General features: G+C 34.4%; 16 protein-coding genes. 3 read left to right on the forward strand and 13 right to left on the reverse strand.

Features of this window, described 5'->3' with window-relative positions:
• Positions 1-6: 6 nt before the first annotated feature.
• Genes CLV00_RS02900 through trmB form a run of 3 tightly spaced genes read right to left on the reverse strand, consistent with a single transcriptional unit; the run spans position 7 to position 1,723 of the window.
• Positions 7-336, reverse strand: a complete 330-nt coding sequence (locus CLV00_RS02900) for an MGMT family protein (protein WP_199074752.1) — start codon at positions 334-336, stop codon at positions 7-9.
• A gap of 43 nt (positions 337-379) precedes the next feature.
• On the reverse strand, positions 380-1,015 hold the full coding sequence (locus tag CLV00_RS02905; RefSeq protein WP_099713732.1) for a LysE family transporter: 636 nt from the start codon (positions 1,013-1,015) through the stop codon (positions 380-382).
• 30 nt (positions 1,016-1,045) lie between these two features.
• Positions 1,046-1,723 (reverse strand): tRNA (guanosine(46)-N7)-methyltransferase TrmB, encoded by a 678-nt coding sequence (gene trmB, locus CLV00_RS02910; RefSeq protein ID WP_099716209.1) that lies wholly within the window; start codon positions 1,721-1,723, stop codon positions 1,046-1,048.
• Positions 1,724-2,029: 306 nt separating this feature from the next.
• Between trmB and CLV00_RS02915 the strand changes: the two genes are divergently transcribed.
• Together CLV00_RS02915 and CLV00_RS02920 are read left to right on the forward strand one after the other, a co-directional pair.
• Positions 2,030-3,634: a murein L,D-transpeptidase gene (locus CLV00_RS02915; RefSeq protein ID WP_099713733.1), complete on the forward strand. Its 1,605-nt coding sequence runs from the start codon at positions 2,030-2,032 to the stop codon at positions 3,632-3,634.
• Positions 3,635-3,895: 261 nt separating this feature from the next.
• A complete protein-coding gene (locus CLV00_RS02920; RefSeq protein ID WP_099713734.1) occupies positions 3,896-5,941 on the forward strand; it encodes a M13 family metallopeptidase in 2,046 nt (681 codons plus the stop codon).
• A 92-nt stretch (positions 5,942-6,033) separates the two neighbouring features.
• On the opposite strand, the gene CLV00_RS02925 is transcribed toward CLV00_RS02920, so the two are convergent.
• The gene (locus CLV00_RS02925; RefSeq protein WP_099713735.1) at positions 6,034-6,546 is read right to left on the reverse strand and encodes a nuclear transport factor 2 family protein; all 513 of its coding nucleotides are present in this window, start codon (positions 6,544-6,546) and stop codon (positions 6,034-6,036) included.
• A gap of 241 nt (positions 6,547-6,787) precedes the next feature.
• Between CLV00_RS02925 and CLV00_RS02930 the strand changes: the two genes are divergently transcribed.
• Positions 6,788-8,368, forward strand: coding sequence for a murein L,D-transpeptidase (locus CLV00_RS02930; RefSeq protein WP_099713736.1), 1,581 nt, complete (start codon positions 6,788-6,790; stop codon positions 8,366-8,368).
• Between the two features lie 99 nt (positions 8,369-8,467).
• Here the strand turns inward: CLV00_RS02930 and CLV00_RS02935 are convergent, their stop codons facing one another.
• The 9 genes from CLV00_RS02935 to CLV00_RS02975 all read right to left on the reverse strand — a co-directional run bounded on the left by CLV00_RS02935 (position 8,468) and on the right by CLV00_RS02975 (position 20,221).
• Positions 8,468-8,782 (reverse strand): HPF/RaiA family ribosome-associated protein, encoded by a 315-nt coding sequence (locus tag CLV00_RS02935; RefSeq protein WP_099713737.1) that lies wholly within the window; start codon positions 8,780-8,782, stop codon positions 8,468-8,470.
• Positions 8,783-9,073: 291 nt separating this feature from the next.
• Positions 9,074-10,201 carry an HNH endonuclease gene (locus CLV00_RS02940; RefSeq protein ID WP_099713738.1) on the reverse strand — a complete coding sequence of 376 codons (1,128 nt, stop codon included), beginning with the start codon at positions 10,199-10,201 and terminating at the stop codon, positions 9,074-9,076.
• A gap of 14 nt (positions 10,202-10,215) precedes the next feature.
• Positions 10,216-11,133, reverse strand: a complete 918-nt coding sequence (locus CLV00_RS02945) for a hypothetical protein (protein WP_099713739.1) — start codon at positions 11,131-11,133, stop codon at positions 10,216-10,218.
• A 1-nt stretch (position 11,134) separates the two neighbouring features.
• Positions 11,135-12,136, reverse strand: a complete 1,002-nt coding sequence (locus tag CLV00_RS02950; protein WP_099713740.1) for a DUF3696 domain-containing protein — start codon at positions 12,134-12,136, stop codon at positions 11,135-11,137.
• Complete coding sequence (locus CLV00_RS02955; RefSeq protein WP_099713741.1) at positions 12,133-13,812, reverse strand: DUF262 domain-containing protein; 1,680 nt, start codon at positions 13,810-13,812, stop codon at positions 12,133-12,135. The genes CLV00_RS02950 and CLV00_RS02955 overlap by 4 nt, the downstream gene beginning before the upstream one ends.
• A complete protein-coding gene (locus tag CLV00_RS02960) occupies positions 13,809-15,056 on the reverse strand; it encodes a DNA cytosine methyltransferase (RefSeq protein WP_099713742.1) in 1,248 nt (415 codons plus the stop codon). The genes CLV00_RS02955 and CLV00_RS02960 overlap by 4 nt, the downstream gene beginning before the upstream one ends.
• Positions 15,053-15,274 (reverse strand): helix-turn-helix domain-containing protein, encoded by a 222-nt coding sequence (locus CLV00_RS02965; protein WP_099713743.1) that lies wholly within the window; start codon positions 15,272-15,274, stop codon positions 15,053-15,055. The genes CLV00_RS02960 and CLV00_RS02965 overlap by 4 nt, the downstream gene beginning before the upstream one ends.
• Before the next feature lie 396 nt (positions 15,275-15,670).
• On the reverse strand, positions 15,671-17,758 hold the full coding sequence (locus tag CLV00_RS02970) for a prolyl oligopeptidase family protein (protein WP_369800963.1): 2,088 nt from the start codon (positions 17,756-17,758) through the stop codon (positions 15,671-15,673).
• Between the two features lie 243 nt (positions 17,759-18,001).
• Positions 18,002-20,221 carry a TonB-dependent receptor gene (locus CLV00_RS02975; protein WP_099713744.1) on the reverse strand — a complete coding sequence of 740 codons (2,220 nt, stop codon included), beginning with the start codon at positions 20,219-20,221 and terminating at the stop codon, positions 18,002-18,004.
• Positions 20,222-20,241: the final 20 nt, after the last annotated feature.

Raw genomic sequence — 20,241 nt, forward strand, 5'->3', positions numbered from 1 at the left:
TACCGATTACTCAATCCTAACTTCTGGTTGCCAGAAATGTTTTTCGAAATCCACAATTTGGTTATCAACAACTTCTATGCCTTCGTTTTCCAATAATTGCTGCATCAAATTGGTTCCGTCAAAATGAAGTTTACCCGTGAGCAATCCTTTTCGATTGACCACGCGATGCGCTGGAACATCTTCAAGATTATGCGAAGCATTCATTGCCCAGCCCACCATTCGAGCAGAACGAGCGGTTCCTAAAGCTTTTGCAATAGCACCATAAGAAGTGACTTTTCCGTAAGGAATTTGTCTGGCGATGGCGTACACACGTTCAAAAAAGTTGTCGTTTGACATATTTATAAAATCAGATAAAACGGTATTTTTATGCTGTTTAAAACTACCTCAAATAATATCGAATAATATTAATCAAGGTGATTAAAGCTATCAATCCAGTTATACTTCCTATAATGGTATTCATGTTTTTCATCATATAATTCGTTTTATCTTCTATTTTCTGGAAGAAAGTGATATATAAATAAAAAACTAGAAAAGAACCCAATACCACACCCGTTACAAAAATAAAAACATGTGAAATATCAAACACAAACAAATTATAAGAAGCTAAAGTGATACTTACAAAAACATAATATGGAATGGGGAAAAAATTAAGTGCAGAGAGTAGCATTCCAAGAAAAAAACGAGTAGAGGTGCTCTTCTTTTTGATTTTCCCTTTCTTCGCTTTTGGCTTTTTGGCAATCAGCAAGAAATAAATGGTTAATACTGAAAAGATAACAAATCCCACTTCTCGCAGTAAAACAATCACATCCGGTCTGCCTTCAATGTACCTGGCAAATAATATGGCCAGTGTCGCTTGGAAAAAAATTACAATTACCGCTCCTAAAACAAACCAATAAGCGCTTATCTTTCCTTCTCTCAGATTCACTTTGGCGGCTGTCATATTGATTAATCCAGGAGGTGTAATCCCTACAAAAGCAGTAACAAAACCCAAAAACAAGGAAGTAATTAAATTCATAGGCAAGATACGAGGATCAAAAAAGCAAAATTATTCTTTAATTTTAAATCGAATATACGTAATTGCTTTGTTAATTTCCAAATATTGTTTTTCATAAAAAGTTTGAAATGCAGTCACTTCTTCCGGACTTCCCTCATTTACATACACATTATGATTGGCATATAAAACTTCATGTCCTTCACCGTGCAATAACCCAAGAGTGTATCCGTGCATGAACTCGCTGTCGGTTTTTAAGTTTACGACACCTTCTTTTTTAAGGATTTTTTTATACAATTGCAAAAACTCCGAATTGGTCATTCTGTGTTTTGTGCGTTTGTATTTGATTTGTGGATCCGGAAAAGTAATCCAGATTTCGTCCACTTCATTTTCGGCAAAAATGTGGTTGATTAATTCAATTTGAGTTCTGATGAAAGCCACATTATGCAATCCGGTTTCAACAGCAGTTTTGGCACCACGCCAGAAACGTGCTCCTTTGATATCGATTCCTACGAAATTTTTATTTGGATATCTTTCGGCAAGACCTACTGAATATTCTCCTTTTCCACAGCCTAATTCCAGCACTAATGGATTATCGTTTTTGAAGAATTCCGAATTCCATTTGCCTTTAAGCGGAAACAAATCTCCTACTACCTCTTCTCTCGTTGGTTGAAAAACGTTATTGAATGTTTCGTTTTCCTTGAACCTTTTTAATTTATTTTTGCTTCCCACTTTTTCAGAATATTTCGGCAAAATTAAGGAAATATATAAGACCGAATGGTTTGCCAGAGAAAAAATAAAGAAAATCATTCCGAAAATCTTCGCAATTATAAAATTATTTTTTCGGTTGCATCGTATTTATAAGAAAGTCTTCCATAAACACAATTGTTTTTTCATCATTTTCTCAATTTTCCTGAAACAAATAAAATCAGAAAATTAACATAATACGCTATAAATAAGCGATTTGAAAGCAAACACATTGTTAATTCACTTTACACCAAGAATATATTTCTTTACCTTTATATAAATAATTATGCCATGAGAAAATATGTTTTATCCATAGCAGTTATATTATTTGGCTTTTCGCTTGTCACTGTTTACCACAACAGAAATGAAAATCTGACGGCTAAGATGATTGCTTTTGCCCTGTATGTCTTTCAGGAATCTACTGATGACAAATCCATTGACAGCACTGCTGTTGTCCGTTTTTTCAAAAAATATCCCAATTTAAAAAAACACCAGTCGGACGTTGATGCTTTGTACAAAAAACGAAATTACACTTCTATTTGGTTTGATAAAAAAGGGCTCATTGAGTTTGCCAATTTGTTATACTCCAAAGTAAATCAACTGGAGGAAGAAGGTTTAAAATCCCAAATTGCATACAAAGAAAAAATTGATGCTGTTTTTAATGATACTAATTCAGATGATTTACCCCAAATGGAAACAGAACTCATGCTGTCTTCCATGTATGTTTTTTATGCTAAAAAAGTATATAAAGGAATTGATATTGAAAAAACAGATGAAATGGGATGGTTTTTACCCAGAAAGAATCTGTCCTATGAAAATCTTTTAGACTCTTTATTAGTTGATCCCAAATTATTAAGCAAGAATGAACAGCAACTGTTTGGACAATATTACAAACTGCGCGAAGTATTAAAAAGATACCGCCAAATAGAGAAAAATGGCGAATGGAATCCCATAGTAATAGATTCATTGGAAAGAGTATTCAAACCAAAAGACAGCTCAAAAACCATTGGACAAATAAGACAGCGACTTGCCGTTACGGGTGATTTAAAACTGGACTCTAAAAGTAATGTGTACGATACCGAATTAATGGCGGGCATATTGAATTATAAAAAGCGAAATGGCTACAAAACAGATTATCTCATTGCATCCAAGCACATTCAACGCATGAATATCCCCATCGAGAAATACATTAAGACCATTATAGCAAATATGGAACGCTGCCGATGGATTGACCCAAAGCTCACAATAGCAGACGAACACATCATTATAAACATCCCTTCCTATAAACTCTTTTACAAAAAAGATGGCGTAAATATATTAGAATCAAAAATACTTGTAGGGAAAAACATGACCGAAACAGTTGTTCTCAGCAGCAACATAACCAAAATAGTATTCAGTCCTTATTGGAACATTCCCAAAAGCATCGTCGAAAATGAATTAAAAGACTTAATGACTTTGAACGAAGACTATATGACTATCCATAATATCGAATGGAACAATGGGAATCCCAGACAAAAACCCGGTCCTAGAAACTCTTTGGGACTCGTTAAGTTTGTCTTTCCAAACTCGGATGATATTTATTTACACGATACACCGTCTAAAGATTTATTTCAATACGAATACCGAGCCTACAGTCACGGCTGCATTAACATTGAAAAAGCCAAAGAACTAGCGTTGTTGATTTTAAAAGACGATCCGGATTGGCCAATCGAACGCATCAATGAGGCCATGAAAGGCGAAAAAGAAACGCCTTACATCCTGAAAAAGAAAATTCCAATTCACATTGGTTATTTCACCGCTTGGGTAAACGATTCGGGAGAAATTAATTTTTACAACGACATTTATATAAGAGACGAACGTCTAGCAGAACTCCTTTTCTCCGATGATTCTAAATAAATGTATTGTTTGGACTGCCTCGTTTTATCATCCTATTTTACTTCCAATGAAATAGACATCACAATTCACTTTTACTTCTATAAAGTGCCAATGTTGTAGTGCTTTAACATTTATCGATTTCATCTACAAAACGATACAAATCAGTAAAACCAATGGTTAAAGTCTCTAGATTGAAAATAATTTAGTTTTAAGTATTTAATAATCAATTTATTATAAAAACGTTTCTTTTTTTAATTACATTTATATTCTAAAATCCAACTTATGAAACTAAAACCATACCCAATTAAAACACAACTCGTGTTGGTATCTTCCATTTTGTTGCTAGGTGCTTTTAACACTTCTGAAAAATCAGATCTGCTCCTTTCCGGGATTAACAAGGAAAACATGGACACATCTGCTAAACCAGGTGATAATTTCGATGCCTATGTCAACGGAACCTGGAAAAAAAACACTAAAATACCAGATGACAAAGCCTCTTATGGTGCTGGCTATATGGTTTATGAAAAATCACAAGAAGACGTAAAAGCCATTATTGAAGCTTCTTCCAAAGGTGATTTTGCAGCCGGTTCCGATGAACAAAAAATTGGGGACTTTTATGAAGCCTTCATGGATACTAAAACGAGGGATCAAAAAGGAATTACACCCTTACTTCCGGAATACAAAAAAATTGATGCAATAAACAACTATACTGATCTGGCTGCTTATTTTGGATATGCCAATAAATCCGGAAGCAACATTCCTTTTTCCGTTTCGGTAATGGAAGATTTAAAAGATCCAACCAAGTACATGCTTATTTCTTGGCAAGGTGGTTTAGGATTACCCGATAGAGAATATTACTCCCTTGAAGATGCCAAATCTAAAGAAATTCAAAAAAAATATGTAACCCATATCGAGAAGATGTTACAACTTGGTGGAATAGCCAATGCACCTGATTTATCTAAAAAAATCATGGCATTAGAAACTGTTTTGGCAGCCCAACACATGAAAAAAGAACAAACCCGTGACATTGTAAAACTGTACAACAAATATGCTATTAAAGATTTGAACCAACTTATGCCTGATTTTAATTGGGCCAGCATGTTACAGAATGCCGGAATCCTGAACCAACAAAACATCGTCGTAGCACAAGTTGATTACATCAAATCGCTCAACACAATCATAAAAACAACACCTTTAACCACTTGGAAAGCCTACCTGAAATGGAATGCCATTCATGGGTCGGCAACATCATTGAACACCGCTTTAGACAATGAAAATTTTGACTTCTATGGCAAAACCCTTAACGGGATACAAGTAAAACAACCGTTATGGAGAAGAGGTGTTGACAGAGTAAACAACAGCCTTGGTGAAATCGTTGGAAAGGTTTATGTAAAAAAACACTTCTCTCCTGAAGCCAAAGAACAAGTAACACTTTTGGTTAAAAATCTTCTTAAAGCGTACGGTGAAAGCATAAAAAATCTGGATTGGATGAGTCCGGAAACCAAAAAACAAGCCTTGGACAAACTCTCTAAATTCACTCCAAAAATTGGTTATCCTGACAAATGGAGAGATTATTCTACCTTGAAAGTCGTAAAAGGCGACTTGTACGGCAACCAACAAAAAGCCACCGCTTTTGAATACAACAGACAAATTAATAAATTAGGAAAACCTGTTGACAGAACCGAATGGGGAATGACTCCACAAACCGTAAACGCATATTACAATCCGCCACTTAATGAAATCGTATTTCCTGCAGCCATACTACAGCCACCTTTCTTTGATGTAAAAGTGGAAGGTGCTGCAAACTATGGCGGAATTGGCGCGGTTATAGGGCATGAAATTGGTCATGGTTTTGATGATCAAGGAAGTACCTTTGATGGTGACGGAGTGCTGCGCAATTGGTGGACACCTGAAGATTTAACTGCTTTCAAACAAAAAACAGGCGCATTAGTTGCGCAGTACAATGCTTTTAAAGTATTTCCAGATCTTAATGTGAATGGGGAATTTACCCAAGGGGAAAACATAGGCGATTTAGGCGGATTATCCATTGCTATAAAAGCCTACAAAATGAGTCTGGAAGGAAAAGAATCGCCAGTTTTAGAAGGTTTCACCGGTGAACAACGCGTGTTATTAAGCTGGGGACAATGTTGGCTAGATAATACTCGTGACGAAGCTTTGCGAAATCAAATCGCTACTGATCCACATTCGCCGGCAAAATTCAGAGTTAATGGTGTAGTGCGAAATATTCCTGAGTTTTATACCGCTTTCAACATACAACCTACCGATTCCTTGTATCTGGCTCCAGAGAAAAGAGTCAAAATCTGGTAATTATACGATGTATTCATAATAAAAAACCTCTGCTAAAAAGCGGAGGTTTTTTTATGCAAAAAAAGCAATCCTACCAAAAATGCTAAACGGATTTATTGTTTCGATTTCAATGTTTTTATCATCGCATCTTCGATAGAAGCCTTAACTTTTATGACTTCACTCGAGTTGTCATTTGGAATCGTCATCGACAAAACGTAGTGCTTTATTTTCCACTCCCTGCCTATTTTTACCAAAACACCCGAGCCACGACAAATCTTCATTTGAGTATTCAACAATTCATCAAACCAAGCAGTTTTACCCGTTTTATCAAAATAAATGTGGCGGTCCAAAGCAGTAAAACTCCACGCTTTCCCTTTATCAAAATGCGGTTTTGCATACGCCTGAAAATCCTTTTTATTCCAATTCTCGGTCGCATCGGTACCAATGAAAATAGCATCCTCTGTCATCAAACTAAAATAAGCATTATAATTAGCTTCTGATGCGGCTTTATGCCAAGCATCAAGTGTGGAATTGATGTTTGCTTTTTCTTTAGTATTGTCTTGATCTGCAGAAATAAAGGAGGAAAACAGCAAAATACTTAAAGAGAACAACATTATTTTTTTCATAATTTTTGGATTTTCAGAAATTTATTGGATAAAAAAATTTGGTTTAAAAATAAAATAAAAAAATTAAACAGCTAATTTACAGCTATTTAAATATCGTAAAAGATTGAATTTTACTCTAAAAGTAAAGATACTGTTTTAACCTTAAAAAACACAGCCCGTTCAGCACTGGTAGTACGATACGGGATTTGACGTATTTTTGTAATGCCTTAAAAGAATTCTTTTACCCGTTAAAATTCAACCTATGAGAAAGTTATGTTCCCCAATACTGATTATTGCTTTTACAATGCTGTTGACTATTGTTTCCTGTAAAAAGAAAAATAATCCCGATTTCTCTAAGAATCAAACCAGTTTAAATACCGTTGAAATTGCTTTTGACAGCACACAGCTTACTACTTTTTTTGAAAAATATCCAAAACTGAAAAATTACCAAGCTGATGTAGAAAAATTATACCGCAAACATCAATTTCATTACATCTGGTTTGACAAAGACGGACTCAATGAATTTGCAGGTTTGCTATACAACAAAGTCAATAATTTGAGTCAGGAAGGAATTGAAACTGAGATTCCGTACAAGGAAAAGCTAGATGATATTTATGATAATCCGGAGGACAATCAAAAAGCAAGTATTGATACCGAGTTATTGAGCTCCGCACTGTACTTTTTTTACACGAAAAAAGTATACGATGGAATCAGCACTCAAAAATCAAAGGATTTAGGATGGTTTTTGCCTCGAAAAAGACAATCTTATGTCAATTATTTAGATTCATTGTTAATCAATCCTTCTTTAATCAACAAAGAAGAAAAAGGTGTATTGAAACAGTATTACCTGCTTAAAGATGTTTTGCAGGAATACCGCAAAATAGAAAAAAAGGGCGGATGGAAAGCCATCGCTATAGACACAACGGTCAAATCCTATAAACCCGGAGACAGTGCCGCAGCCATTGCACAAATCAGAACGCGCCTGTTTATCACGGATGATCTATCCCGAGATTCCAAAAGTGCCATTTATGATACCGAATTAGCCAAAGGAATTTTGAAATTCAAAAAGAGAAGTGGCAATCTCCTCAACAAAACGATTCTGCCGGAACATATCAAATACATGAATGTATCCGTAGCAGAACGCATCAAAACCATCATGGTCAATATGGAACGTTGCCGATGGATTTCGAACGACATCACCAAATCCAAAGAATTAATTGTAGTCAATATTCCAGCCTATGAATTAACCTTTTTCAGAGATGGAAAACCCGAATTACGCTCCAAGGTTGTGGTGGGAAAAGCCATGCATAAAACCGTGATTTTTAGTGCGCCAATGAAATATATCGTGTTCAGACCGTATTGGAATGTGCCGACCAGTATTTTAAAGAAAGAGATTCTTCCTGCTATTGAAAAAAATCCAAATTACCTCGCCGAGCACAACATGGAATGGAAAGACAGCAATGTAAGACAAAGACCCGGACCTGAAAATTCATTGGGATTAGTGAAATTTTTATTCCCCAATTCGAATGCGATTTATCTGCACGATACCCCATCCAAAAGTTTATTTGGGAAAGAAGACCGCGCTTTTAGCCACGGTTGTATTCGTGTAGCCAAGCCAAAAGAACTTGCCGCCATGATTATGAAAAATGACAAAAAATGGAATCCTGAAAAGATAGAAACCGCCATGAACAGCGGAGAGGAATATTGGTACACGCTTAAAAACAAAATTCCGGTCTATATAGGTTATTTCACCGCTTGGGTAGATGCGGACGGCGTAATTCATTTCTACGAAGATGTATATAAAAGGGATGAAACATTGGCAACCTTACTGTTTGATAAATAAAAGACTATCTGTTTCTCCAGAGAATAACTAACAAAAAAATGACACTATCTTATTTAGACAGTGTCATTTTTTTATTGGTATTTCCCAAAAGGCAACTATTTAATACGCTTTCTGTTTTTCGAAAGCAGTGTCCAACACTTTTTTGATTTTGTCCAAGGCACCGTGAAAGGCTTTTTCGGTAGTATCGGCATGATTGGTAACCGCTACAGGCTGCATATTTACTGGACGGGCTTCGATAAGGCATCGTTTGTCGTTGATTCCAAATTTATCACTGTTCTCGTCTGCAAGATGCACTTCTAAACGGGTTACTTTATCTTCAAAACGCGCCAAAGCTGTTCCTAATTCCTCCGCTATATACGCTTTCAAACGTGCGTGTCCTTCTACATTGTTGTCTGTGTTGATTTGTACTGTCATGTTTTTATTTTTTTAATGTTCTATTCTCAAATTTACCGATTGCAGTATAAAAAACCGAACCAATTAATAAAACATTGTGAAAATAAAAGGGCGAAATTGTGGATTTAAGGAAGGGAATGGATTACTAATGTCTAGCATAAATATGAAACGTTATTGAGATGTGATTCGATCCATGATAAAAGAATGTAAATTACTATTCAAAGTTAAGGACTTTCTATTAGATGCTGTTTGAAGGTAATTTTTCTAAACTGATTACAGCCACAAATTTTAAACTAAATTATCTACCTTCTTTTATGTCAAATCAATTATATCATCTTGAAACACGTGTTTTCTATGATAATCTAAATAGCTTTCTCTATTTTCAGGAAATATTCTCATCTTATTTTTTGCCGTTGGGTTTATATTTAGTTTTTCCCAAGTGTAAGAACTTAGCTGAGTGCCACATATTAATTCTCCATTATCAGAAAATGTTATATAACCTTGGTCAAAAAGTCTATCGTAAGTTGGCGAAAGTGCAAGTCCATTGAGATAATCTAAGGCATGATCCTCTCTTTTTTCTTTAATACAAATACTATAGGGTTTAATATGACTTGCAATTAAAAGTCTTTCATCTGTTATTTTAGAGAAAGGACATTGAGGCATATATTCAATCACTGCTCTTCTATATTTTTCCTGCCCAACTCTATATGATTTTTTAATCTCTTCAATTTCGACAGTGTCAGCTTGTATTTCATCAATTAGTTGCAAAGCACTTGGATGAACAAAAGTCCTAAATTGATAATCTAGTAGAATTCTAAAATAAAAAATCGATTTGTTATTTTGTTCCGTTGGAGTAACAGGAAATAATTTTAATATTGAAAGATAACTTATTTTAGGCAAAATTAATTCTCTCCAAAGCTTCCAAATTTTATCGTCTGACCTAATGTAACCTCTTTGTTGTTTTTGAGATAGGTTATCAGAAGCGTCATAAATTGAAAAGGGTATATGTTCGGTTTCTAGATTTTGAACTTCTTGGTATCTTTCATTGTAAAATGCACTTATATCGTTATGATAAATTTGTTCCTGTGTGTAATATTCCGCTTTGGCATCATCTAAATATTTCAGTAAGTTTGCTTTACTAAAAAAACAGGTATTATCTTGAATTACAGCTCCACTTGATCTTGCAGATTGTATTGTTTTACGTTTTTTTACCGCGTCAAAATGTTCTAAACCCCAAGTTGAATAATCAAAAAAATTTGATATTCTTTGTCCAAGTTTACCTTTATATGTTCCTACGTGTTTTTTAGATTCACCATTTCCGGCAAATTGCGCAAGTTTGTTTGATCTATGAATAAAGCTATCTTCCGCACGAAAATCTTGAATGGAATCAATTATAAAATACTCTAAGTTATCGATCTTTATTTTTTGATATTCTGCCATAATAACATTTTAGGTTATCTTAAACTTATTAATTGTTTTAGTGTAGAAAGAGCACTTTTTATATGTGTAGCCTGTTCAGTAGTCTGTCTATCTTTTAATGGTTTATCCTCCAAAGAAGCTAAATAAAATTTCTCCTCAATTTCTGTGAAATATAATCTTTTTGCAATTGGATCTCTCATTTTTAATTCCTTGACAGAAATAATTTTTTCTTTTTGAGGGGTGACATCTTTCAATAATGTCTCCGGGATATTTATACCTGATAATCTGCTGTTAATTACAGTTTCAAATCCATCAATTATTGAGTCTTGAACTTCTTTAGATATTTTATTAAATGCTTTATCAAATTTCAAAGAAGATATTGGATCGCTTAATTTTCGTTTTAGTTTCTCTAAGTTTCCCACTTTAGAAATTTTTTCTTTTTCAATTACACTTTTTATATAATCTGTATTAGGGGCTGACCCGTATAAATTATCTATTATAAAAGATGTTTCTTTATCATTTGAATTAATCTCTAAGGAATCTTTAGCTAGATCAGAATGAAGATTTAAACTGAACAAAATACCATTTGCTGTAGAAATGATTTTAATAAATAAAGCGTCTCTTTCAACTGAATCTAACTCAAAGTTAAAATCATTTCCCTCTTCTAATACGGACTCAACATCTATTTCACTATCTATCGGGTATTTTGTAAAAACACTAAATGAATAAGCTTTTATTTCTTTGTTATCTATTGATTCTAAACAATCAGCTAAAGTAAAATTTTCAGCAAGCTTAATGCTATTTAATTGTGCCGTGGAAATTACACCATTAATTTCATTTGGATAATCGGCTTTTAATGTTTTATATTCTATTACAGTTTTTTTTAATCCATTAATAATTTCTTCATTAGAAACTGTATTTGGAATAATGTCATTAAATAAAAATAGCTTCATATTAAATCAGTTTGGAGTGATTTAATTCAAACTGGTCAAAAAAACCTAGAGGCCATTCATTTATACGACCATCATTGTCAATAAAAATAGTTGTTACATCTGTATTTCGATTTTCGTCTAATTCAAACCAATGTATTAATGTTTTGTCAGCAAAATCATTCTCTTTTGCGAATAATCTAACCCCAGTAAAAACATGATCGCTATGAGTTTCTACAACTACTTGTGTACCTAATTTAGCACATAAACAAATTAATTTTGCAAGTTCAGTTTGACCTTTTGGATGTAAATGCGCTTCAGGGTTTTCAATAATGACTAAATTGTTCTTTTCGAATGTTGAGACCAGTAAGGTTGTAATTACTGGTAATATATAGCTCAGCCCAAAACCAACATTAGTGGCTCTAAATCCGTCATAAGTTGCATATGAAGAATCACTGATATCTATTACTTCATAATTAAAATCAACATTTGGGGAGATTACTTTTAACCAAGTGCGAATATTCTCTAATAAGGTGAAAGACGTAGCGTCAGGATGTTTAATTGATTCATCTAAAGAAACTGGATTTATTGAATCATAGTATCTGATACATTGTAATACATTTTCTCCATTCTTTCCAATCATATTTTTTGATCCTTCATCATTTGAAATTGGAATAGATAATTGCGGGCCAAATCTATTTGCTGATATATGCCAAACTCTTGGAAAAAGGTTTGCCTTGAATGTTTCTTTATTATTAGGAAATTCTATAGAATACTCGACATTATCAATTTCAATACTTAACTCAATTGATTCTTTAGAGTTTTTGTTTTTTAAATCTGATTCTGTACCATGCCCATCTAATAATAGATTTTTCTCATTCTTAAATGCTTTATCAAGAATTAAGAGAGACTGAATTATAGAGCTTTTTCCACTACTATTCAATCCTGTAAGAATAGTTAGATTTTCTAAATCCAATTCTCGGTATAAAAAAGATTTGAAAGCTTTTAAAGTAATATTGTTTATCATATACTGTATTTGTTTAATAAATCGCTCATTTTAGTATATCTTTCGATTACGGAACTGTGTTTTAAGGCGTTTCTTGAAATAATTTCATCAAATTTATAATCTTTCAAAAAATTAGCTTTGTAATCATTAAGAAACTCCCTCTTATTACTTTTTAAATTTTCAAATCTCGCTTCCGAAATTTCAGAGAAGAGAACTCCCCAAACTTCAAATAGTGTTTTATTAATAGGTGTTTTTCTTTTTCCGGAATAACTTTTTCTAAATGCATGTTCACCAAAGATATTGGATGAACGTTTCATACCTAGAGCAAATTTGTTTTTAAGACTTTCTATTTTGTTTTCTTTCACTTCTAAAATTATATTCTCTGAAATTTTCATTACTTCTTTCGAATTTATTTCAGGCATGGAATTTATTATTTTAAGTGTATCACTTAAAAATCCGTCCATATTCCCGTTTTTGGGATATAAAACATAATCGCGCAACATGAATGATAAAAGCCTTAAAATAAATTCTCTATCAAGCATCCTGTTTGCTTTTATTGAACTATTTGTAACTTTTAAAAACTCATCCATTGAAGCAAGCTCTTTTAATAGTTCAGTTGAAGGGCCACTATATAATGCGTTGCGTATTTCTTGATCTGTTAAAGGAGCTCCTCCTCTGTTAACTCTTTTGAAGATATTTCTTTTAACTATTTCGGGTGTCCCAGGATTTATAACTGTAAATGAAAATTCTGTTTCTAAAACTCTGTTTTCAATGTAAGTTGGTAAATCTTCAAATGTAAAATTATTGAATAGGTCACCCCAAAATTCTAATTTTTGCAGTTTGAATTTTTTGTCGATTATATAATCTCTAATTGTTGAAAGCCTTTGCAAACCATCTACAACTGTGTAATTCCCTTTTTCATCTGCTGAAACATAAAACATTGGAAGCGGAATTTTAAGCATTAAAGATTCTATAAGTTGACACTTTTTATCCATCGTCCAAACATAATTTCTTTGAAAATCTGGATTTAGATTTATTGTACCTTGCTTTAAGCGCCTTAAGAGTGTATCCATCGTTATTTTTTTTGTATCAATGGATATTAAGTCGGGGTTAAATGGCTCAAATTCAGCATCATCAACTATAGTTTCTTCTTCTTCTTCAAGAATATCATCTACATAATCTGAAAATAAATAAAAATAATACTTGATTTCATTATTGTCTATACTTTTTACTTTTATTATTTCAAGATGTGAAATTACCGGAAGAGAAATCTCTCGAATTAATTTATATCCTTCCGAATTAGAATTAATATATACTCTTGGACCTTGTAAATTATTTTGATCTTTAATCTTAAAATCTATAATTTCATTTAACTGTAGAACCTTTGCATATTTGTCATCCCATAATATTTCAAACCTATCTTTTTCTCGATATGCTTGTGTAGGTTTAACGTGTTCTATTCTAATCTGATCTAAATATTGAATTAAATCTTCTTTTAATAAAAAACAGCTCGATTCAAATCCTCTTTCTCCAAAGAAATCTTCGAGTTTTTCTACATCTTGGCCTACATAAAGCTTTGCCTCTCCACTACCATCACCAATTTTATTTTGAGGCATTACGAACGAATCCGCAATATTGATATTTTCTAAAATTCCTAAAACTTCAAAATCTTTTTCTAATATTTCTATTCGATTCATTTATTTGCAAATTTAGTTATATCCATTTGTTTCATTAATGCAATAAATACATTTACCACAATACTGTTGCCAGCCTGTCTATACATTTGTGTATCACTTACTACTTGTTTGAAATCATCCTTAAACCCCATCAAACGCAAACATTCTTTTGGAGTTAATTTCCTGATTTTACCTTTGTTATGCGTCACATAATTATCAACTCCTGAGCGATGCATTTTATGCATCGATTGCAAAATTGGTCTTGCAATTTCTAAATCAGTACCTACAGTTGTTTTAAAAGTTTTAGTTCCCGTAGCTAAAACATATGCTTTCGTTTTTTCTGATAAATAATATTTTTCTTCAACTTCATTTACATCAAATACAAAATCATTAAAATCACTTTCAGTTTCCTCAAATATAAAGTCACCATGCCAATTAAACTGCTGATTTGCTTTTTGACATATGGCTATTTCTCCATTAATTTGAGTATACCTTTTGTTTCTATTTTTAGTACTCGTTACAAATTTCACTCCCTTTTCTTTCAGATAATACTTACTGTCAATATAATCTTCTAAAAAATCTTGCATTTTGTATTCTAGATGAATGGGTTCAGGAAATTCAAATTCAGTTTCTATATCTTTAAAACCAATAACAAATATTCTTTCTCTATGCTGCGGAATTCCAAAATTTTTAGAATTCAACAATTGATATTTAATTTTATAACCTAATTCTTTAAAAGTTTCTTTGATTACTTCAAAAGTATTTCCTTTATCGTGATTGATTAACCCTTTAACATTTTCAAAAATAAATACCTTTGGTTGGCTTTCCTTAACTACTCTTGCAAACTCATAAAACAACGTACCTCTGGTATCTTCAAAACCTTTTCTTTTTCCTACCATAGAAAAAGATTGACAAGGACTTCCCCCAACTAATAAATCTATTTTCCCTTCATACTTTGTACCATCAATTTTAGCTACATCTTCATACCAGCTATTTTCAGATACTTCATAATTAGCAAAATAACTTTGCTTAACATATTTATCATTATCGCATGCAAATATTATTTCACTTTTTAAATCTAATCTTTCCAAAGCATGCTCAATAGAACCAATACCGCTAAACATAGTGGCTAATCGAATTTTAGCATTAGGATTACTGAATTTTTTTTCTGTCCAATTTTCTAATTCATAGAAAACATTATACTGAGGTTCATTCACTTCGATTTCAACAATTTTATTTGTTTCTATATATTCTTTCTTTTTCATTTTTTAAATCTATTATCGTTGAAGAATGTTATAAAATCAGTTCCTAGCGCAATTATTATTTTATCTAAAATCTTAACCGTCACATTTCTTTTTCCAGTCTCTACCTTAGTCATATATGTTCTGTCGACTTCTGCTATATTTGCTAATGCTTCTTGCGACAAGTCTTTAGCTTTTCTTAATTCTCTAATTCTATCGCCAATTTTGGTATTGATATCCATTAATTTTTTATTATTGAAGTGAAACAAATCTATCCGAATGTTGCCTTTGGTGCAACGGTATAAGAGTCACTTATTGCTATTGTTCATAAATTATTAAGCACAAAAAAACGCTACTCTTTCGAATAGCGTTTTTTGAACTTCTTATCAATTTGTGATGTGATTGCTTTGCCACGTACCTCGCAACTCCTCGCAATGACTATCGTCTGGGGAATCGAATGCCCTAGCCCTGATAGTCCCGAAGTATCGGGAGACATCCTTTTCCTTCCGCCTTTTCGGCGGATATAAAGATTGTAACGGATAGCAGGAAAAAGCTTCTGAAATATCCCGAAGTGTCGGTACAGAATAAATCCTGAAATATCCCGAAGTGTCGGTACAGAATGAATCCTGTTAGTCCAACTATGGCAATAACACGACTCCCATGTTGAATAAGGTAAAGGCCTGAATATCGACATTTTCCTGAATGGTTGCCGCTACGGATTTTCCGGCGCCGTGTCCTGCATTGATGTCAATACGGATTAGGGTTGGGTTTGTTCCTGTTTGTTTTTCCTGTAATTCGGCAGCAAACTTGAAGCTGTGCGCCGGCACTACTCTATCATCGTGATCGCCCGTAGTGACCATCGTTGCCGGATATTGAATTCCTTTTTTTATGTTGTGTACGGGAGAATACCCTTTGATGTAGTTGAACATTTCCTTGCTGTCCTGCGCTGTTCCGTAATCATACGCCCAACCTGCTCCTGCGGTAAAGGTATGGTAGCGCAACATGTCCATCACGCCCACCGCCGGCAAAGCGACTTTCATCAACTCCGGACGTTGCGTCATGGTAGCACCTACTAGCAATCCTCCGTTTGACCCACCACGAATGGCCAAGTATTGTGAAGACGTGTATTTCTGAGCAATCAGATATTCTGCCGCTGCGATGAAATCATCAAATACATTTTGTTTTTGCATTTTGGTTCCCGCATCGTGCCATTTTTTCCCATATTCGCCACCACCACGTAAATTTGGTACGGCATAAACGCCTCCGTTTTCCATCCAAACGGCATTGGCAATGCTGAAACTTGGTGTCAAACTCACATTAAATCCTCCGTAACCATACAGCATCGTTGGATTTGTCCCATCAAGTTTTAATCCTTTTTTGTGGGTGATAATCATTGGGATTTTGGTTCCGTCTTTAGAAGTATAAAACACTTGTTTGGACTCGTATTGCTCGCTGTCGAAATCTACTTTTGGTTTTTGATACACCGCCGAAGTTCCTGTTTGTGGCTCAAATGAAAACGTAGAACCCGGAGTAATGTAATTTGTAAACGAATAATACAATGTTTTCTCTTTTTTCTTTCCGCCAAAACCACCGGCAGTTCCTACGCCCGGCAATTTAATTTCACGAACTAGTTTCCCAGAATAATCGTATTGTTTCACTACTGAAACGGCATCTTTCATATAATTAGCAAAGAAATACCCGCCTCCTGTTGATGGAGACAACACATTTTCCGTCTCTGGAATGAAATCTTTCCAGTTTTCCGGTTTTGGATTATTAACATCAACGGTAACGATGCGTTTGTTGGGCGCATTCAAATCAGTTTCTATGAATAATTTTCCGCCTTCGTTTTCAATGATGTTGTTGTCGCTCTTGAAATTATCTACAATAGTTACAATAGGACTGTTCGGTTTTGTCAAATCTTTGATGTACAATTCGTTTCCGTACGTAGAATTGGATGCTGTGATAACCAAATAATGATCATCTTCGGTCACGCCACCGCCTACATAACGGCGTTTTTGGTCGGCACCAAAAATTACTTTATCATCCTTTTGTGCGGTTCCTAACTTGTGGAAATACAGTTTATGTTGGTCGGTTTTTGCCGATAATTCGCTTCCTTTTGGTTTGTCATAACTGGAATAGTAGAATCCTTCGTTTCCTTTCCAAGACACGCCACTGAATTTTACATCGACAATAGTGTCTTCAATAATTTTTTGGGAAATGGCATCCATGATAATGACTTTTCTCCAGTCGCTTCCTCCTTCTGAAATGGCATAGGCTACTTTAGAACCGTCTTTAGAGAAATCCAATCCGCCAAGCGAAGTGGTTCCGTCTTTAGAAAATGTATTGGGATCCAAGAACACTGTTTCAGTTCCTTTGGCGTCTTTTCTATACAACACCGATTGGTTTTGTAAACCGTTATTTTTATAGTAATACGTGAAATTTCCTTCTTTGAAAGGCGCGCCTATTTTCTCATAATTCCACAATTTTTCCATTCTTGCTTTTAACGCATCACGAAACGGAATTTGAGCCAAATAACCATAGGTCACTTCGTTTTGGGCTTTTACCCAAGCACCCGTTTCCGCAGATTTGTCGTCTTCGAGCCAACGGTACGGATCAGGAAGTTTAGTATCAAAATACACATCAACGGTTTCCCCTTTACTTGTTGTGGGATAAATTACAGGTTTTTGGTTTTGGCCAAAAGTCGCCATTGCAGAAGATACAGCCATTATTAAAAAAGTTTTTTTCATATGTTGGTATTTATTGTTTTTCATCGGTCCTATGTAATTTGCATAACATCATTGGTGTTTGCTACCCAATTACCGTCATGCTCATTTCATTAGATTCTGTTTTAGGTTGTTACAAAAATAGGGAAATAGTTAGTGTTGTAAATAAGGAAAAGTCTTAAATAAAACCAAAAAAAACGCTACTCTTTCGAATAGCGTTTTTGTTTTTTTGCTCAAGCAAATGAATTACAAATTAAAATTCACACCCAAAACGATGTTTCTTCCAATGTTTGGAATACCATCCGTTTTTAGACGGGAAAGATGCGCAATGTATCTTTTATCAAATAAATTATTCCCGTTGATATTGACGTCAAAAGCAGTTTTACCCAGTTTTACAGTTCCGCCAAAACCTAAATTCACTAAGTTATACCCATTCGATTCTGTTTCAAATCCGCTTACATTTTTTTGATTGAAGGTACTGGAAACATTCAAAGTTGCAAAACCATCTTCCAACCAGTTTTTGATTTTGAATTCGGTTCTAATGGTATTGTTCCAATTGTTAGCAGGGATTAACGGCAAGTAATCTCTCCCGACGCTTCGGGATTGTTTCTCGCCAGTTACGGTTTCAAAACTCGTTTCAAAATGCAACCAATCCAATGGATGTGGGTGAAAATGCAGTCCGACTTCGCCTCCATATAATTTGGCGTTATTCTGAATATAATCGAAAACAGCATTCTCATCAATCACTTCTCCTGTTGGCGAAGTGTAGATATAATTGTTGATGTGATTGTAAAATCCGTTCACAAAAAACTCAAAATGATCTGTTTTGTATTCTAAATTTAAATCTGTCTGTACGTTTTGCTCGGTTTCTAAATCGCTGTTTCCTACTTCATAGCGATTTGTTCCTTCATGCACTCCATTAGAGGTTAATTCCGCAAGATTTGGCGCTCTAAATCCAGAAGCTACGTTCAAACGCAACGTTACATCATCGGCAAGATTGGTTTTGTAACCCAACGATGCATTAAAACTGTCGTATGATTTATCGATTGCTTCAAAAGAACCTTCCTCACCTGCAATTCCTTGCGCTTCTGTAGTGATATTTCTATTATCGAAACGCAATCCGGCTTGCAACACATTAGAATTCCACTCATAATTTGCCGTTCCAAAAACACCAAAATCATTCGTAACAGCATCCGGAATTAGATATTCTTCTCCTGAATTTGTATTGGTTTGATACATTCCCTGAACGCCCACAATGGTTTCTATTTTTCCCATTTTTGGTAAATGGTATTTTGCATTGTAATTGAAAGTCTTCAATTTCATGTGTAAAACCGCCACATTACTATCTTCAAACTCACTTCGATCATTGGCAACATAACCCAAATCAACATCTAGTTTTGATTTTTCGAAAAAGAAAACATTGTTTAAACTCAATAAATGATTGAAAACGCCTTGTTTTGGAAATCCAGTTTTCTTGCTCGTCGATTGGTCTGCTATGCCATCTTCCGGAATTCCTAAATCCAATTCATTGTAATTGTAACGCAATACACTTGAAAATTTAGCATTGCTGTAGCCAATTCCTGTTTTGAAATCGGTTTCATTGTAACGGGTATTTGTCACTCGGTCACCATCGGCAATTTTATAATCAGAATGTGTGTTGTAACTTCCACGAGCCATGAATTTCCAATTATCTGTAGATGTTTTCAAACCCAAAGAAGAACTGCTTCCGGCGGTATTCGAGAAATATTTTTGACTGAAGTTCGCTTTAAATGTATTCGCATCAGCAAATTTTTCGGGGTTAAAATACAAAACACCACCCAAAGCATCGGAGCCGTACAACAACGAAGCCGGTCCTTTGATAACCTCAACGCTTTCTATTCCTGAGTCGTTCAATCCCAAACCGTGTTCGTCACCAAACTGTTGATTTTCTATTCGAACACCTTGAGAATACACCAAAACACGATTGCCGCTCAAACCACGAATCACCGGTTTCCCGATAGATGTTCCGGTAGAAACCTGAGAAACTCCGGGAATAGTCGCCAATCCTTCAATCAAAGTGGCGGTTCCTTTTCGTTGCAAATTTTTGATGCTTTCGTGCTCCACTTTCATCACGTTTTGTGATTGTATTTTATTGAAAGCGGTAGAAACGATTACTTCATCCATTTCGAAAATTGCTTCTTCAAGAATAACATCAAGTGAGTTTTCTTTTTGAAGACTGTTTATGGTTTTATTTTGGGTTGCAAATCCTACGAACGTAAAGCTGATTTTTAAGTTTCTATTTGGAAGATTGGAAAGTGTGTATTTTCCGTTTTCATCTGTAGTGGTTCCTTTATGCAATTCTGATGCATAGACTGAAACGCCTTTTAGGGGTTGGTTTTTTAAATCAGTTACGGTTCCCGAAAGGGTATTTTGTGCTTGAAGCATCGCCGAAAACCCCAAAATTAGGGCTATGATAAATTTTTTCATTGAAAATGATTGTAGTATTC

The sequence above is a fragment of the Flavobacterium sp. 11 genome (assembly GCF_002754315.1).
Classification (GTDB): Bacteria; Bacteroidota; Bacteroidia; order Flavobacteriales; family Flavobacteriaceae; genus Flavobacterium; species Flavobacterium algoritolerans.